Annotated in this window: 13 protein-coding genes and 1 tRNA gene; 6 read left to right on the forward strand and 8 right to left on the reverse strand. The window is 62.0% G+C overall.

Annotated elements, in window-relative coordinates:
- Positions 1-6: 6 nt before the first annotated feature.
- The 3 genes from feoB to PW792_06265 all read right to left on the reverse strand — a co-directional run bounded on the left by feoB (position 7) and on the right by PW792_06265 (position 2,413).
- Positions 7-1,911 carry a ferrous iron transport protein B gene (feoB, locus tag PW792_06255; GenBank protein ID MDE1161535.1) on the reverse strand — a complete coding sequence of 635 codons (1,905 nt, stop codon included), beginning with the start codon at positions 1,909-1,911 and terminating at the stop codon, positions 7-9.
- A 3-nt stretch (positions 1,912-1,914) separates the two neighbouring features.
- Positions 1,915-2,157 (reverse strand): FeoA family protein, encoded by a 243-nt coding sequence (locus tag PW792_06260; GenBank protein MDE1161536.1) that lies wholly within the window; start codon positions 2,155-2,157, stop codon positions 1,915-1,917.
- Between the two features lie 180 nt (positions 2,158-2,337).
- A tRNA-Arg gene (locus PW792_06265) sits at positions 2,338-2,413 on the reverse strand.
- A gap of 109 nt (positions 2,414-2,522) precedes the next feature.
- On the opposite strand from PW792_06265, the gene PW792_06270 reads away from it, so the two are divergent.
- The 3 genes from PW792_06270 to hemA all read left to right on the forward strand — a co-directional run bounded on the left by PW792_06270 (position 2,523) and on the right by hemA (position 4,928).
- Positions 2,523-2,765 (forward strand): hypothetical protein, encoded by a 243-nt coding sequence (locus PW792_06270; GenBank protein ID MDE1161537.1) that lies wholly within the window; start codon positions 2,523-2,525, stop codon positions 2,763-2,765.
- A gap of 94 nt (positions 2,766-2,859) precedes the next feature.
- Positions 2,860-3,675 carry a cytochrome c biogenesis protein CcsA gene (gene ccsA, locus PW792_06275; protein ID MDE1161538.1) on the forward strand — a complete coding sequence of 272 codons (816 nt, stop codon included), beginning with the start codon at positions 2,860-2,862 and terminating at the stop codon, positions 3,673-3,675.
- On the forward strand, positions 3,672-4,928 hold the full coding sequence (hemA, locus tag PW792_06280) for a glutamyl-tRNA reductase (protein ID MDE1161539.1): 1,257 nt from the start codon (positions 3,672-3,674) through the stop codon (positions 4,926-4,928). Before ccsA ends, hemA begins: the two co-directional genes overlap by 4 nt.
- Before the next feature lie 291 nt (positions 4,929-5,219).
- On the opposite strand, the gene PW792_06285 is transcribed toward hemA, so the two are convergent.
- Positions 5,220-6,077, reverse strand: a complete 858-nt coding sequence (locus PW792_06285) for an SCO family protein (GenBank protein ID MDE1161540.1) — start codon at positions 6,075-6,077, stop codon at positions 5,220-5,222.
- A 91-nt stretch (positions 6,078-6,168) separates the two neighbouring features.
- Between PW792_06285 and hemC the strand changes: the two genes are divergently transcribed.
- The 3 genes from hemC (at position 6,169) to PW792_06300 (ending at position 9,929) form a co-directional block, all read left to right on the forward strand.
- Positions 6,169-7,125 (forward strand): hydroxymethylbilane synthase, encoded by a 957-nt coding sequence (gene hemC, locus PW792_06290; protein ID MDE1161541.1) that lies wholly within the window; start codon positions 6,169-6,171, stop codon positions 7,123-7,125.
- 152 nt (positions 7,126-7,277) lie between these two features.
- A complete protein-coding gene (locus tag PW792_06295) occupies positions 7,278-9,302 on the forward strand; it encodes a tetratricopeptide repeat protein (protein ID MDE1161542.1) in 2,025 nt (674 codons plus the stop codon).
- A gap of 51 nt (positions 9,303-9,353) precedes the next feature.
- Positions 9,354-9,929, forward strand: a complete 576-nt coding sequence (locus PW792_06300) for an elongation factor P (protein ID MDE1161543.1) — start codon at positions 9,354-9,356, stop codon at positions 9,927-9,929.
- Positions 9,930-9,996: 67 nt separating this feature from the next.
- Here PW792_06300 and PW792_06305 read toward each other — a convergent pair whose 3' ends face one another.
- From PW792_06305 to PW792_06320, 4 genes are all read right to left on the reverse strand, one after another.
- The gene (locus PW792_06305) at positions 9,997-12,612 is read right to left on the reverse strand and encodes an EAL domain-containing protein (protein ID MDE1161544.1); all 2,616 of its coding nucleotides are present in this window, start codon (positions 12,610-12,612) and stop codon (positions 9,997-9,999) included.
- 128 nt (positions 12,613-12,740) lie between these two features.
- Complete coding sequence (locus tag PW792_06310) at positions 12,741-13,742, reverse strand: glycosyltransferase family A protein (GenBank protein ID MDE1161545.1); 1,002 nt, start codon at positions 13,740-13,742, stop codon at positions 12,741-12,743.
- A 175-nt stretch (positions 13,743-13,917) separates the two neighbouring features.
- A complete protein-coding gene (locus PW792_06315) occupies positions 13,918-16,311 on the reverse strand; it encodes an aldehyde dehydrogenase family protein (GenBank protein MDE1161546.1) in 2,394 nt (797 codons plus the stop codon).
- Positions 16,312-16,653 (reverse strand): hypothetical protein, encoded by a 342-nt coding sequence (locus PW792_06320; GenBank protein ID MDE1161547.1) that lies wholly within the window; start codon positions 16,651-16,653, stop codon positions 16,312-16,314.
- Positions 16,654-16,656 lie beyond the last annotated feature (3 nt).

Genomic DNA, 16,656 nt, shown 5'->3' on the forward strand with positions numbered 1-16,656 from the left:
GGTGCTTTAGAGAATGCGCAGCAGAAGCTGATTGGTGAGCAGGGCCGCAAGGTAGGCAACACCGGTCATGTAGCAGAACTGCAGCAGCGGGAACTTCCAGCTATTCGTTTCGCGGCGCACCACGGCAAGCGTCGAGGTGCACTGCATCGCGAAGGCGAAGAAGACCACCAGCGCGATCGCACCGGCGGCGGTCATGTCGTGACGCAGAGCCATCTGCAGGTTCTGTGCGTGCGTTGCCGGGTCGGCTCCGTAAAGCGTGCCAAGCGTGCCCACGATGACTTCGCGCGCGACGATCGAGCTGAGCAGACCGATGCCGATCTTCCAGTTGAAGCCAAGCGGGCGGAGAACCGGCTCAATCCAGTGGCCGATGTGCCCGATGATGGAGCTCGTAATCTCAGAGAACTGGCCGCCGTGGATAGGCAGCACGCTGAGCAGCCACACGAGGAATGTGCACGCAAGAATGACGGTGCCGGCCTTCTTGAGGAAGAGCCCCGCACGGTCGTACAGCCGCAACGAAAGACCCCGCGGCGTCGGCCAGCGATACTGCGGCAGCTCGAGGACAAAGGGTGCAGGCTGCGCCTTCATAACGCTTGAGTTCAGCGCGCGAGCCGTAACGAGTGCCGCAAGGAAGCCAAGCGCGTACAGCCCAAGCATTACGGCAGCGCGCAGGCCGACCAGTGAGCCCAGGAAGCGATGGTCCGGCACGAAGGCCGCGATGATCAGTGTGTAGATCGGCAGTCGCGCAGAGCAGGTCATGAACGGTGCGACGAGGATCGTGGCAAGGCGCTCGCGCTTGTTCTCGATGGTGCGCGTAGCCATGATCGCTGGAACAGCGCAGGCATACGCCGACAGCAGGGGAATGAACGCCTTGCCGTTGAGGCCGAAGAAGCGCATCACACGGTCAGCGATCAGCGCAGCGCGAGCCAGATAGCCCGAGTCTTCGAGGATGCCGATGAAGAGGAAGAGCAGAAGGATCTGCGGCAGGAAAACAAGAACGCTTTGCACGCCGTTCCATATGCCGTCACGCAGCAGCGCCCGCACCCAGTTGTCGGGCAGAGCATTTGCGACAACCGCACCGGCCTTCGTCAGCAGGTCGCCAAGGCCATCGCTCAGCGGCTGGCCGAGGGAGAAGACCACCTGGAAGACCGCGATAACGACAGCGAGAAAGATCAGCGGGCCCCAGATGCGGTGCAGCAGCACCGAGTCGAGGCGTCTCGTCCAGAGCGGAGCTTCCGGTGACCGATACTTGGTGCGCTGCGAAACCTGCGCAGCCCACTTGCGGCTGGCGGCAGCCGGTTGCAGCACGGGCAGGCGCAGCGATTGGCGAACCTCGGGGGCACTGGTCGTTTGCTCCAGAAACGCGGAGATCAGGTCCATCCCCCGGCCCTTGGCGCTGGAGATCAGAGCGACGGGGTGGCCAAGTTCGGCGCTCAGCGCCAGCGGATCAACCTTGCCGCCGCGCTGCTCGAGCAGGTCGCTCATGTTGAGCAGAACCATCGTTGGCAGGCCGAGCGAAAAGACCGTCTGCGCGAGCATGAGCTGGCGGTTCATGTGAACGGCATCCAGCACCAGCAGCACGACGTCAGGCGCGGGAACTCCGGGCATGCGGCCCGTAAGCACGTCGACCGCAACGCGTGCGTCTTCGGAGTAAGTCGCCAGCGAATAGATGCCGGGCAGGTCGATGAGCGTGAGGTCGCCGCGGCCGATGCCGCGCATCTTGCCCGAGTGATGGTCCACCGTGACGCCGGGGTAGTTCGCTGTCTTCTGGCGCAGGCCGGTCAAGCGGTTGAACAGCGTCGACTTGCCGCAGTTCGGCGGACCGACGAGCGCGACCGTTTTCAGACGGCGCGGCTTGCTGTAATCAATCTGCTCTGTCGGCGCTTCGGGGGCTGCGGTGACGTGACAGCTCATGGGCTAGAGGGTCTCCGCAGGGGCGTCTAGTTCGATGACGATGTGGCAGGCGGTCTCTGACCGTAGCCCCACTTCGACGCCGTCGATGCGGTACACCGTGGGGTCTCCGGCAGGAGCGCGTCGGAGAACCTTGAACTCTGCGCCGGGAAGGAAGCCGAGATGCGCGAGATGGTCGGAGATCTCTTCATTCAGGTCGATGCGATGCAACGTTCCTGACAGGCCGACCTGAACTTCGCTCAACAGCATGTGATCCCACCGCTTCCCGGACAGTCTGGCAGCAGAGAATCTGCGACCGCTCCAGTCCCTATTCATCATAGACGAAACGTCGCAGTGCGTGGATGCAGGAAAGCGGTCAGAAACAACAAAGCCCACCGAATAAAGTGGGCAGAAAATATAAGAAGAATAGAGTGGGCAGAAATAAAGGAATGGTGCGGCCGGAAGGAGTCGAACCTCCGACCTACTGGTTCGTAGCCAGTTGCTCTATCCACTGAGCTACGGCCGCACATTGCACTTGCAACTCAGTAAGAATATCGCGTCTTGGGAGCGAGTGCAAGTGCGGCTGTGCAAAGCTCGCAGAAGCCGCGTAAACTCAGCGAATGATTCAGGTTCCAATGACCGAAGAACAGTTCGCCGCCGCCTCGCGCAGGCTGGCCTCCAATGGCATTGAGCTGACCGGCCGCGAAGGCCAGTTGACCAAGGACGGCATCACGGCAACGTATACCTTCGACGGCGAAAAGCTCTCCATCGACGTCACCGATCGTCCGTTCTTTCTTCCGCTGTCAATGATTGAGCAGAAGCTGACGGCGTACCTGGAACAGTCGCTCGCCGCAGGCAACGGCCCATCTGCCGTCTGATGATCGCGCAAGCAGGGCATAAGCGCGCAAGAGAGTCCTGAGCGGACGATATACTGAGGTGTCACGCCTTTAGCTGCTGGACGCTTGCACTCTCATGTCTCTACTTTGGCTAAGATTCGCGGTCACTCTGTACGCCATCGCCGCGTTTGCGGTGCTGCCGGCGGCGCTGTACAGCCGCCCACGCTGGCGTCATGTGGCTATGCCCGCTGCGGCGGCTGGAACGTTCTTCCACTTCGTCGCGATGGTGGAGATGCTCGTCACGGCGCACCACGCGCTGCCGGTGGGAACACATGAGACCTTGTCCATGCTGGGGCTGTTGCTGGGGGTCGGATTTCTCCTCCTGGCTCAGCGCTATCGAACCGTATCCTTCGGCATCTTTCTGCTTCCCCTGTGCGTTCTCTTCACGATGGTTCCGGCGTTTCGCCCGGGCCGCGAAATCATCGACTACCCGTTCATTCGCAATGGCTGGCTGTTTCTGCACGTCGCCTTGCTGCTGACCGCTTATGCCGCGCTGTTCCTTTCGCTGATGGCGAGCGTGCTGTACCTCGTGCAGGAGCGCAAGCTGAAGCAGAAGCGCGCCCCCCAGGCGCGGTCCTGGCTGCCGCCGCTGGCGGTCACTGACCAGATTGCCGTGAAGAGCCTGCTCTTTGGGTTGCCCTGCATGACGGCAGGCCTGCTCATCGGCTCCGTCGTGGCGCTGGAGAGCATCGGCCCAAGCTTCTTTGCTGACCCGAAGGTCTTGCTTTCGCTGGCCATGTGGCTGGCCTACATGCTGATGATCTGGATTCGACAGCACTCTGGCCTGCGCGGTCGTCGCGCGGTATATATGTCCAGCTTCGCCTTCCTGTTTGTGCTCGCGGTGTGGGCCGCAAACGCGCTTTCGGGTGTCCACAGGTTCCGTGCGCCATGAGTGATCCGGTGACGAACAAAACGTCGTTGCTGCTGGTCGGTGTCAACCACACGACCGCGCCTCTCGCCGTGCGCGAAAGGCTGGCGATTGAGCAGTCGCGTCTGGCCGAGGCCACAAAGGTGTTGGCGCATCAGCCGGGCATTCGCGAGGCGCTGATTCTTTCCACCTGCAACCGCGTGGAGCTCCTGACGGTGCATGAGGACGAGGCTTCGGCCTCGCGGACCTTGAGCTTCCTCCGCGACTTTCTCAACATTCGCCCCACCGAGCTACAGCCGCACCTGTACGAGTATCGCGAGAACGAGGCGGTGCGGCATCTCTTCCGCGTTGCCTCGTCGCTGGACTCGATGGTCGTCGGCGAGCCCCAGATTCTGGGGCAGGTCAAGCAGTCCTGGACCGTCGCCCGCGAAGTGGGCGCTGTCAGCTCGACGCTCGACCCGCTGCTGCAGCGTGCCTTCTCCGTTGCAAAGAGAGTCCGCACGGAGACGCATATCGGTTCGGCGCAGGTCTCTGTGGCCTCGGTGGCAGCGGAACTCGCCCGCAAGATTTTTGGCTCGCTGGCAGGGAAGACGGTGCTGCTGGTCGGTGCGGGCAAGATGTCGGATCTGGCGGCACGGCACCTGATTCAACAAGGCGCGACGACGTTGCTGGTCTCGAACCGCACGGAAGCTCGCGCAGAGAAGATGGCAGCAGAGCTACGCACGCCCAACATCACCACCGGCGTGATTCCGTTTGCGGAGCTGTACGAACGAGCGCACCGCGCGGACATCATCATCACCTCGACGGGCGCAGGGCAGGTCTTCCAGCGGGAGCACGCGAAGGCGATGCTGTCGCGGCGCAAGAACAGCCCGGTCTTCTTCATCGACATCGCGGTGCCGCGGGATGTGGCTCCGGCGGTGAACGATGTTGAAGGCTGCTTTGTCTACGACATCGACGATCTGCAGCAGGCGGCGCAGCAGAATCAGGCGACACGTACCCGGGAAGCCGAAGCAGCGGAGTCGATCGTGTCGCTGGAGGTGGAGCGTTACAACCAGCGCGTGCAGCAGGCAGGCAGCGCAGGAGCGATTCGCGAACTGCTGGCACAGGCCGAGGTGACCCGCGAAGCGGAAGTCGTGAAGGCGCTGGCTAGGATGCCGCAGCCGGTCTCGGACGAACATCGTCAGGCGATTGAGCAACTGACGCGGCAATTGACGGCGAAGCTGCTGCATGGGCAGATTACGGCGTTGCGCGAGAGCTTGAGCAATCTCGCCGAGTAAATCGTTTGCCTAATCGGTTTACGAAACCAGTGCACGAAAGAAGTAGGTCGTCTCGTGCAGCCGCACGTCTTATCTAACTGCGAATAAAGGGCTTCCGTTGAGGTAATAGCACAAAAGTAGTAGTGCTTCCTTCATCGGGAGCTTCTATTGTTCGCTACACCGTTGAGTTGGGGTCTCACTCGTTGAGTTCCACCGGACCCTGACCTCGGCCGCACGCAGATCGCGCCATCGTTACCGGGGTTTCACTTGCTGAGCAGTACCGAACCCCGGCGGTGGCGAATGAAGCGAAGGCTAGGTACGGAGCGACTTCGGCTTCTTGCCCAGCAGGTACATCATCATCACCAGCACGCCGATGGAGGCCATTCCGGCCAGTCCAAGCACGCGTTCCACGCTCACGGTGTAACGTCCGGTGGACGGAACATAGTTGCAGCAGTAGAGGATCAACAGGTCCACCGGGTTGCTGATCTTGTGCTGCGAGGCTTCGAGCAGCGCCAGGCGCACATCGCGGTCCGGGTAGTTGATGCCGGCCAGATACTTTGAGACCTTGCCCTCGGGCGTAGCGAAGAGGATGACGCTGGAGTGGGCAAACTGGTCCATCTTGCCGTCCGGCCCCTGCACGCGGACGTAGTGGAAGCCTGTGCCTGCCGTAACTGCGGTGATGGAGTCTTCGGGACCGGTGAGAAAGTGGACCGAGGCTGCGGCTTCGGGGTCGTTGTCCCAGCCTGCCTGGTGAAGGAACTCACGCTTCTCGCCAATGGCGTCGGAGGGCTTGTCCATGGGGTCGATGGAGAAGACGAGGACGTCGAAGTCTTTGCCCGGGCTCATCTTCGTCTTCGGCAGCGCGATGGCCATGCCATGCAGTACCTGCGGGCACAGAATGGCGCAGCGGAAGTACATCTCCGCCATCACGACGGGCTTCTTATCGAACCACTGGGAGAGGGCGCCGGATTTGCCGGTTTCGTCGGTCCACTGGCTGTCCATGGGCAGAACGTGTCCGAGTCTTTGCTCGAGACCAGCGTGGGCGAGGTAGCTCGGCGTCTGCCCTGCGCGCGTTCCCATGGATTGGCTGCCAGACATGCCTTGCGCGACAACGGCCCCTGTAGAAAGAGTAAGTGCGAAAAGGGCGGCGATTGTCGTAAGGCGACTCATAGCTTTATGCTACTCCTCCTTGCTGCAGCGCATGATTCGGCTGTTGCAGCGGTACGCGGGCTACACAGGCATCGGGCGTATCCTCTTCATGATGAGTAAGAAGACCATTCGCATCGGATCGCGCGGCTCGCAGCTTGCGCTCTGGCAGTCACACCACATCGCGGACGCTCTGCGGGCTTTGGGCCATGCGGTTGAGGTCGAGGTCATTCGCACGGTCGGCGACCGAATGCAGGACCCCGCGTTCGTCGCACCGAAGACGTTTGAAGACGGTACACCGCTGGACGCCAAAGGCATCTTCATCAAGGAGATCGAAGACGCTCTGCTGGCAGGGCGTGTGGATCTGGCCGTGCATTCGCTAAAGGATCTGCCGACGACGCTGGACGTGCGTTTCACGCTGGCGGCCGTTCCGCCGCGTGCAGACGCTCGCGACGCGTTTGTCTGCGAGGACTACTGGGGCCTGCACATGCTGCCCATGCACTCACGCATCGGAACAACTTCGCCGCGCCGCAAGGCGATGATCCTGGCGCTGCGTCCAGACGTGCAGTTTGTGGAACTGCGCGGCAACATCGACACTCGCCTCCGCAAGTGGCAGGAAGGCGCGACAGACGCGCTGGTGCTGGCCTGTGCCGGGCTTGACCGCATCGGCCGCACGGAGAGTGTGCACCAGCGCTTCGCCGTGGACGAACTGACACCCGCACCGGGACAGGGCGCTCTCGGGCTGGAGACTCGCGCAGGCGATGACGAAGTGATCACTGCGGTTCGTGCCTTGAACTGCGCGGACACCGAGTTTGCCACGCAGGCCGAGCGGTTCGTGCTGCAGGCTCTAGGTGGCGGTTGCCAGTTGCCGCTGGGAGCGTACGCACATCGCGTGGACGAGCAGTGGCACCTCCACGCGCAGGTAGCCGCCCTGGATGGCGAGCAGTCCGTGCACCTGATCGTGAAGGCGGCCGTCGGAAGCTCGGCGAAAGGTCTTGGCGAGCGCGCTGCCGAGATGCTGAAGGAGCGGGGAGCTCTGCAGATGCTTAGCGGGGACGCTCCGGCAGAGTAAAAACCTTGAGGTCGACGGCGCAGGCTCGACGAGCCTGCGCCGTCTTATTTTTTGAGGTGCGATGAAACGTTTCATAATGCATTAGAGCGTGCCCATTTTCACCGAAAAAGAGCGGCTCCAGACGTGCAAAGACGGTATCTGGGAGAGTCTTTGTGCAGACAGCGGCTTTGATTTCGCAGGGTGAAAAACGGCCCCGGCTGGCAGCCGGGCCTTCGATAGAAGCGCAGGATGCTGTGATTGATCTGCTGCGTGAACGCAGGTTTGACGCAGCGGAGCAAGCCGCGCGGTCGTTGCTATGCGCGTATCCCGCGCACAGCTTTGGGCCAAAGGCGCTCGCTGCAGTGATGGCCGGGCAGGACCGCTGGAGCGAGGCGCTGGCGTTGTACGAGCAGGCCGCAGCGGCTTGCAGTAACGATTGGCAGTTTCTGAACAACTACGCCAATGCCCTGAAGATGACGGGGAGGCTGGCCGAGGCGGTGGAAGTGTATCGCCGCTCGCTTGCTCTGGCCCCCCTGAAGACGCTGGAACCGCAGTACAACATGGGGCTCGCTCTGGTGGATCTGGGGCGCCTGGAGGAGGCGGAGCAGGCGTTACTGCAGGTGTTGCGGCTCGATGTGCTGCACGGTATGGGGCATATGAATCTGGGCAATGTGTACAACGTGCAGGGGCGGTTGCGCGAGGCGGAGTTGCACTACAGGGCGGCGTTGCTTTCGCGTGCGGACGATGCGCGTCTGCAGAACAACTTTGCGCTTTGCCTGCGGCGGCAGCACCGGTATGCAGAGGCTGAGGCGCACTTTCGCCGCGCGCTGCAACTCGATCCGGAGTACCCGACAGCGTTGTCGAACTATGCCGAGTTTCTGACGATGCACGGCCTGATGGAGGAGGCGGTAGCCTTGCTGCGTCTGGCCGTAGAGGCTGATCCGACGCACGCTGAGGCGCATAGCAATCTGCTCTTCACGATGGGGCATGTGGACAGCGTCTCACTCGAGCAGACGCTGGAAGCGCATCGCGCGTTTGCCCGGCAGTTTGAGGAGCCTCTGCTGGCGAGTTGGCGTCCGCACAAGAATGTGCCGGATGCTGAGCGAGTGCTGCGCGTGGGGTTTGTTTCGGCGGACCTGCGCGATCATCCGGTGGTGCGGTATCTGCGGCCGACGTTGCTGGCCTTGCAGCAAGGTGTGAAACGTTTCACGCTGGTGGCGTACAACAACAATGCGCTGCAGGATGAAGAGACCGAACGCTATCGCGAACTGTTCGATGTCTGGCGAGACGTGGCGCATCTGAGCGACGAAGCGTTTGCCGAGCAGGTGCGTGAGGATGGCGTGGATGTGTTGCTCGATCTGTCCGGGCATACCGGGCACAACAGGCTGCTGGCGTTTGCACGCAAGCCTGCGCCGGTGCAGATGAGCTGGATGGGCTATGTGGGGACGACTGGGCTACGGGCGATGGATTACTTCATAGCCGACCCGTTGCTGGTGCCGGAGGATATGCGTGGGCAGTTCTGTGAGCGGCTGCTGATGCTGCCATCGACGACGAGCTTCGCTCCGTGTGAGGAGGCGCCGGAGATTGCGCCGCTTCCTTGCCTTGCGAGCGGTGTGTTCACGTACGCCTGCCTGGCGAGGATGAATAAGCTGAACCGGCGTGGAGTGCGGCTGTGGGCGAGGATTCTGCGAGAAGCTCAGCAGAGCCGGTTGATGCTGGCGACGATGGGCGATGGAAAGCCTCCGCAGACGTTGCTGCAGTGGTTTGCGGAAGAGGGGATTGCTGCGGAGCGGTTGTGGTTTGTGCATGTGAGTCGCGTGGAGCAGATGCTGGCGCTGCATGCGGAGATCGATCTGGCGCTGGATACGATGCCGTATAACGGCTCCACTAGTAATAACCATGCGCTGTGGATGGGGGTTCCTACGTTGACGCTGGCGGGGGCGAGCCCGGTGGGGCGCATGGGGACGGCGTTGAATCTGCAGATGGGGCTGGAGGAGTTTCTCGCGGAGGATGAGGACGATTATGTGCGTCGGGCCGTAGAGGTGGCGGGTGCTCCGCAGCGTTTGCAGGAGCTGCGACCGACGCTGCGGGAACGTTTTCTGGGTACGGCGCTGGGGAGGCCGGAGGTTGTGACGGAGGCGCTGGTGGAGGGGATTCGGCAGGCATGGCGAGCGTGGTGTGCGGAGCAAAGGCGGTAGCTCCGCTACACTCTTAGAGGACGCCAAACCTGGCGGAAGGGAAGACGCACCATGGCCGCATTGCTTGATGCTATTGAACTGAAGCGCAAGAGCTATTTTGAGTTGGAAGGCATACCGTATCGTTGCCTCGACAAGGACATTTCCACGCCTACGGCGCGTGGCGGGCAGACCCTGGTGCGCGTGAAGATGCGCAACATGCTGACCGGCGCGGTGATGGACAAGACGTTCAAGGCCGAAGAGAAGTTCAAGGAGCCTGATCTGGAGAGCGTGCCGGCATCGTATCTGTACTCGGATACGGATGGCTCTTACTTCCTGGACCAGGAGAGCTTCGAGACGCTGACGCTGACGGAAGACATGATGGGCGATTCGCTGGACCTGCTGCTGGAAGGCATGATCGTGCAGGTGAACAAGTTCAACGGCAATCCGATCGGTCTTGATCTGCCGATCCAGGTCACGCTGACGGTGGAGTACACCGAGCCTGCCGTGCGCGGCGATACGTCGTCGGGTTCGGTGACGAAGGTTGCGCGTCTGGAGACGGGTGCGGAGATCCGCGTGCCGCTGTTTGTGAAGGAAGGCGAGAAGATCATCGTCAACACGGAGCTGCGCGAGTTCTCAAGCCGCGCGTAGTTGGGTTCGGAAACAAAAGGGGCTGCCATCAAGCGATGGCAGCCCCTTTCTCTTGTGTAGTCGTTGACTATGCCTTCATCATGACGGCTGCAGGGATGTTTGCGCCTGAAGGACGGCAACTGGATTCGCGGGAGCTGGTGCTGCGCAGGAAGTGCTGTTCCGGCGCGACGGAAGCAATCAGTTGATCGCGCAGGTTAGCCATTGGTTGCGGGCGTCCGAAGAGGTAGCCCTGCGCCTCATCGCAACGGCGACGAAGAAGGAAGGCAAGCTGGTCTTCGGTTTCTACTCCCTCGGCGACGATGGTCATGTTGAGGCCGTGGGCCATGGCGATGACGGCACGAACAACGGCGGCGGCGCTGGGGTCGACGGCGCAGCGAGCAGTGAAGCTGCGATCGATCTTGAGGCGGTCGACCTTGTACTCGAGGATGTACTGGAAGCTGGAGAAGCCGGTGCCGAAGTCATCGACGGCAAGACGCACACCAAGGTCCCGCAAGCGAGCAAGCATGGTGAGGGTTTCCGGTGAGCTGACCATGAGGGTGTTTTCGGTGATCTCGAGTTCGAGGTCTTCGGCGGCGAGTCCGCTTTGTTCCAGCGCCTGTTGAACGACTTCGAAGAGGTTGTCCTGGATAACCTGGCGGGGCGACAGATTGACGGCGACGGTGAAACGGTGGCCGATCTCTTTCTGCATCCGGCGGGTTTCCAGGCAGGCCTGTTTGAGCACCCATTCGCCGATGGGGATGATCATGCCACCCTCTTCCGCGGTCTGAATGAAATCAAGCGGCGGCACCATGCCGCGGACCGGGTGGTTCCAGCGAAGAAGAGCTTCGATGCCGGTGATCCTGCGCGTGCGGGTGCTGACCTGCGGCTGGTAATGGAGGATCAGTTCGCCACGCTCTACGGCACGACGAAGGTCGGCTTCAAGCTCGAAGCGGTCGGCACTGGCTGCACGCATGCTTTCGTTGAAAGCATGGAGTGCGTTGCGTCCTTTATTCTTGGCCGCATACATGGCGGCGTCCGCGTTGCGGATCAAGGTGGAGGAGTCACCTGCAAAGTCTGGGAAGGTGCAGAGGCCGATGCTGGCGGTGATGTTGATCTCGCGACCACCGATGAGGACGGGACCCTGCAGGGCGTTAAAGAGCCGCTGGCCGGAGCGGACGATGTCGTCGAGGTGACCGGCGTTGGGCATCAGCACCATGAACTCATCCCCGCCGCAGCGAGCGATAAAGTCAGAGGTGCGAACTGCCGAGCAGAGTCGTTCGCTGATGGCGACGAGTAGTTCGTCCCCGGCGGAGTGGCCGAGCGAGTCGTTGATGCGCTTGAAGTGATCGAGATCGATCATGAAGAGCGCGAGGCGAGTATCCAGAATGGTGGACTGCTCGATGAACTCCTGCAGGCGCTGGGTGAGCATGGTGCGATTGGGGAGGCGCGTGAGAGCGTCATGGTGTGCCATGAAGCTGATGGAGTCGGTGAGGGCTTTGCGCTCGGAGATATCGAAGGCGATGGCGAGATAGCCGGTGACGGAGTCGTCGTTATCGCGGAGAGCGGTCATGGCTAGATGGATGGCGATCTTTTCGCCGTTCTTGCGGACGTAGCTCCACTCGCTTTCGTTGCTGGAGCGGCGGCCGAGTGTGGCGCGGAGCGTGTCAAAGCCTGCGTCGACGGGCTTTCCGCTGTCGCGCGACATCTCTACAGAACGGGCGCTGAGTTCGGCGGGGTCGTGGAGGATGACGAGGGAGTGCTTGCCAACGAGTTCGTCGCGGCGATACTGCGTGAGCGACTGCGTGGCACCGTTGACGGCGGTGATGATGCCGGTGGCGTTGACGGCAATGATGCTGAAGGGCGCGTCTTCGATGATGGACTGCGCGAAGCGGTTCATCTCGGCAAGGCGGCGTTTCTGCTGCTGCTGCTCGCTGAGGTCGTGGAGCACGACGGCGATGCCGCCGTCGGTCTTGATGGCGCGGAGGTTTGCGTTCAGGGGCTCATCGCGGAGGTTACGTTCCTGCACGCGTCCCTGAAAGGGGATGCCGCTGCTGGCAACCTGCTTGAGGCGGCGGAAGACGCCGGTGGAGCGCATGTCCGGCAGGATCTGCGAGAGCAACATACCGGGCAGTCTGTCGCGGTCGAGCGCAAGCTGCTGCTGCGCGGCGGCGTTGGCGAAGAGCAGCTCGAAGTCCGTGATGGAGAGCAGCGAGTTGCGTACAGGCTTGAAAAGAGCGAAGGCGTGGTTGTTGGTCTCCGCAGCGGTGAGGAAGCGCTGGTGCTCTTCGTCGGCGATGAGGCCGAACTCGATGAGTTTACGAAGGAAGGGCGTGAGCAACAGGATGCCGCAAGAGAGCAGCAGCGAGATGGTTACGTGAAAGATCTGAATGGGATCGGCGGGCTGCGCTGTCGTGGGCGGGAGCGCAAGGAGCTCAAGCGCCTTCTTGGTGGTAAAAACAGCAAAGATGAGGAAGAGGACGCTGCCGCTCAGGCTGAAGGGGAAGCGTGCGCGCAGCTTCCAGGCCACACGGCCGAGCAGTAGGCAAAGGATTGCGCAGGCAAGGCCGGAGGTCGCTCCGCTGAGGAGCGACAGGAAGTTCGCCGTCTTCTGGGATTTGATGACCGCGAGAAGGCTGGAGTGGAGCGAGAGTTGCACAACGGCAAGCGCGTTGGAAAGAGTACGAATTTCTAGCGCTATCTGCATGGTCACCCCAAAAACTCAACCGGACCCTGCAAAAGCGCCCTGGTAACCATTAGAGGTGACATCGGTACTTAGAGTTCATCCCACGAGAGGTATAGAGGATGACACTTATGCGTCATACGAGGCGCAAATCAGGTGTGCGGGGAATCTCTTTCGCCACCATGGCGCCGAAAATCGAGTGACCGAAGGAAGGCCGCGTTGCTCTCTGCGCTCGCGGAGCGCTGCGCCCAGAGAGCGCGAAAAAGACTGCTGCTGAACCAGATGGAGCAGCGCGCATCGACGGCTTCGCGGTTGTTTCGGCGAAGTTTTGCGAGGGCGAGCTGCGGGAGGTCTCGAAGCAGAATAGCAAATGAGCGCAAGGCGAGCAGCCTGACGAGCGTGGTGGTGTCGGAGCGCTTGCGCAGGATGCGTACACGGCTGGCGGCGACCTTACGGGCGACCCACCGGTAGTAACCCGAAGAGATACGCGCGGCCGGGATGACGTGCAGGGCCGCGGCCTGGGGGACGAACCAGATGGGCTCGCCGAGGGCTTTGACGCGCTCGAAGAAGTCGGTGTCGGAGCCGCCCTGCCGAAAGTTGGGGTCGAAGCCGCCGACGCGTTCGAAGAGCTCGCGGGTGATGAGAGCGTTGTTGGTCGCCGGGGTTTCTCCAGCGGGGTAAGGGCTGAGTTTGTCGCTGAGGAGGTGTTCGCCAAGCAGGATGCGGGCGCGCGGGCCGATGTCGGCAAGCTTGGTGGGTGCGGGCAGAAGGAGCGAGAGCGCTCCACCGAAGCAGCTTGCGCCGGTTTGGTCTGCGGCGGAGCGGAGAGCTTCGAGCCAGCCGAGGGAGGCGAGCTGGTCGTCGTCGAAGCTGGCCAGCCAGCGGCCCTGTGCGTGTTTGGCGGCGAGGTTGCGCGCGGCAGGAACGCCGAGGCCTTCTGAGGAGAAGTAGCGCAGTGGGACAGGCGAGGTGAGGGCGTGTTTTGCCAGCAGGGCTGACGTGGCGTCTTTCGAGCCGTCGTCGATCACGATGATTTCGTAGCCCCAGCCGTCACGAAGCTGCTGCCGCTCCAGTGTATCGAGTGCGTTCGCGAGTTGGCCGACGCGATCACAGGTGATCATCACCACGCTGATCTCTGGAGCTGCTGACATCATCTTCCTTGCGAGTGTTGGCTGCTTTGCTCTTTGCAGGATACTCGGAAGGGCGAAGTTGCATCGCCTTGCGAGGCGGAATCCTGCTCTGGTGGCTCTGAGTGGTTACCTTTGGGTTCTTGCGTGAGAAAGGAGCGCCATCGGGGATGGCGCTCCTTTCTTGTTCGCAGGGTGTGAGTTATTCGCCGTAGGGAACCCAGACGTTCTTGACCTGGGTGGCGTGGCGAAGGAACCAGCGGCCTTCGGCTTCGGCGGGGTTGAACCAGTCGATCTGACGGCCTTCGTTGGTCCACACCTGCTTGAGGTTGCCGATGGAGGCAGCCTTGACGAGGGTGGAGGCTGCGGTGTCGCGGAAGCTCCAGACAGCGTCGACGTCATCGTGGTCGGCGAGCGTCTTGCCGAGTTCGCTGGCTTTGCCGGAGACGAAGTTGACGACGCCGCCGGGGATGTCCGAGGTGTCGAAGACCTGGTAGAGCTCGCCCATCAGCGTGGCGGTGCGCTCGCTGGGGACGGCGATGACGGTATTGCCCATGGCTATGGCCGGGAGCACGAGCGACATGAGACCGAGCAGCGGAGCGTCGTCCGGAGCGAGGATGCCGATGGTGCCGATGGCTTCCTTCATGGCCAGCGTGACCATGCGGAAGGGCGGGTTATGGACCGTTCCTTCGTACTTGTCTGCCCAGCCTGCGTAGGCGAAGGTGCGCTCGACGGTGTAGTCGAGCTCGATGGCTGCCTGTTCGGGGCCGACGAACGCGGCGAGCTTCGAGATGATCTCTTCGCGGCGCTGGATGAGGTTTTCTGCGAGGAAGTAGAGAACCTGGGCGCGACCGTGGGCGGTGTTCTTGCCCCACTTGGTCGCGGCGCGGGCCGCTTCCACGGCGTTGCGGATGTCTTTGCGGCTGCCGAGAGGAGCTTCGCCGACCTGCTTGCCGTCGCGACCGTAGACCGGGTAGCTGTAGCCAGAGTCAGGACGCGCCTGCTTGCCGCCGATGTAGAGCTTCACGGTGCGGTCGATGGCGAACGAGTTGTCCGTTGTCGGTTGACCGTTCTCCGTTTCGGGCTCGGGCAGCGACTCGACGGGCTTGGACTTGACCTCGTCGTGGAACCACTTGGGCACGAGGTACTCGTACATGCCTTCCTTGCCGCCTTCGCGTCCGTAGCCGGACTCGCGATAGCCGCCAAAGCCTGCGGCGGCGTCGAAGACGTTGGTGGCGTTGATCCAGACGACACCAGCCTTGACCTGTGCGGCGAGGTCCAGTGCGACGTTGATATTCTCGCTCCAGATGCTGGCGGCGAGGCCGTAGACGGTGTTGTTGGCGATCTCAACGGCTTCAGCAGGTGTGCGGAAGGTCATGGCCGAAAGGACGGGGCCAAAGATCTCTTCCTGCGCGACGGTGGAGGCAGGGGAGACGCCGGTGAGCAGCGTCGGCTTGAGGAACAGGCCCTTTTCGGGCAGCGTGATGTCGGGCTGCCAGCAGGTCGCTCCTTCGTCGCAACCCTTCTTGATCAGCGACTGGATGCGGTCGTACTGCACCTGATCGACGATCGCGCCGATATCGACAGCCTTATCCAGCGGAGAGCCAACGCGGAGCGTCGCCATGCGCGCGCGGATCTTGTCGTAGAGCTTTTCGGCGACGCGCTCCTGCACGAGCAGACGCGAACCGGCGCAGCAGACCTGGCCCTGGTTGAACCAGATGCCGTCCACGAGGCCTTCGACGGCGGAGTCGAGGTCAGCGTCGTCGAAGACGATGAACGGGCTCTTGCCGCCAAGCTCGAGGCTGAGCTTCTTGGTGGTGTTTGCGGTGGCCTTGCGGATGATGCGGCCGACCTCGGTCGAGCCGGTGAAGGCGACCTTGTCGATGCCGGGGTGTTCGGCGATGGCGGCGCCGGTCTTGCCGTCGCCGTGGACGATGTTGAGCACGCCCTTGGGCAGGCCGATCTCGTCGGCGATTTCAGCGAGTGCGATGGCGGTGAGCGGGGTGTACTCGGCTGGCTTGATGACGACGGTGTTGCCGACGGCGAGCGCGGGCGCGACCTTCCAGGCGAACATCAGCAGCGGGAAGTTCCACGGAATGATCTGGCCGACGACGCCGCAGGGCTCGTAGCTGGGGAACTCTTCGTCGATGAGCTGCGCCCATCCGGCGTGGTGGTAGAAGTGCCGAGCGACGAGCGGGATGTCGATGTCGCGGGACTCGCGGATGGACTTGCCGTTGTCGAGCGTTTCGAGCACGGCGAGCTTGCGGGCGTGCTTCTGCACCTGCCGCGCCAGCGCATAGAGATAGCGCGCACGCTGGTGCCCGGTCAGCGCCTGCCAAGCGGGCAGGGCCGCACGAGCCGCCTTCACGGCACGATCCACCTCAGCCGCATCGGCGCTGGCGATGGTCGCAAGCGTCTCGCCGGTGGCAGGGTTCTTGGTGGCGAAGGTCGCTTTGCCGGGCTTCGTCCATTCGCCGTCGATGTAGTGGCCGAAGGTGCGCTTGTGGGCGTCTAGCCACTTGATGACTTCGCTCGCGTCTTCGGGTGCGGGACCGTATTCCATGCTGTGATACTTCTCCACAATGCTGTTGCTCATCTACTTGATGTCTCCGAATCGATCTTCTCGAAACTCGTTGAATTCTTTCTTAAGGGAACGGCGAATGCTCCATGAGCCCCAGGCGAGTAAGTCGTAATAAAGTGCGGCATTCATTGTGGCGAGGTTCACTGCCAATACGATTTGCCCTAAAGGATGCCAGTATCGATGGAGCGGACTGCCTTCGAGGAACAAATATGTCAGGAAGCAGGCGGCCAGGAGTGAACTCGTTGCTATAAGTGCTAAGCGGGCCTGTTTGGTGACCTGCTTAGACGCATCGTCAATAGCTATTCGGTAATCCAGGACATCTTCATCATTCTCAAGCTGCGTTGCTTTGCTAGTCATCGT

The sequence above is a fragment of the Acidobacteriaceae bacterium genome (assembly GCA_028283655.1).
Classification (GTDB): domain Bacteria; phylum Acidobacteriota; class Terriglobia; order Terriglobales; family Acidobacteriaceae; genus Granulicella.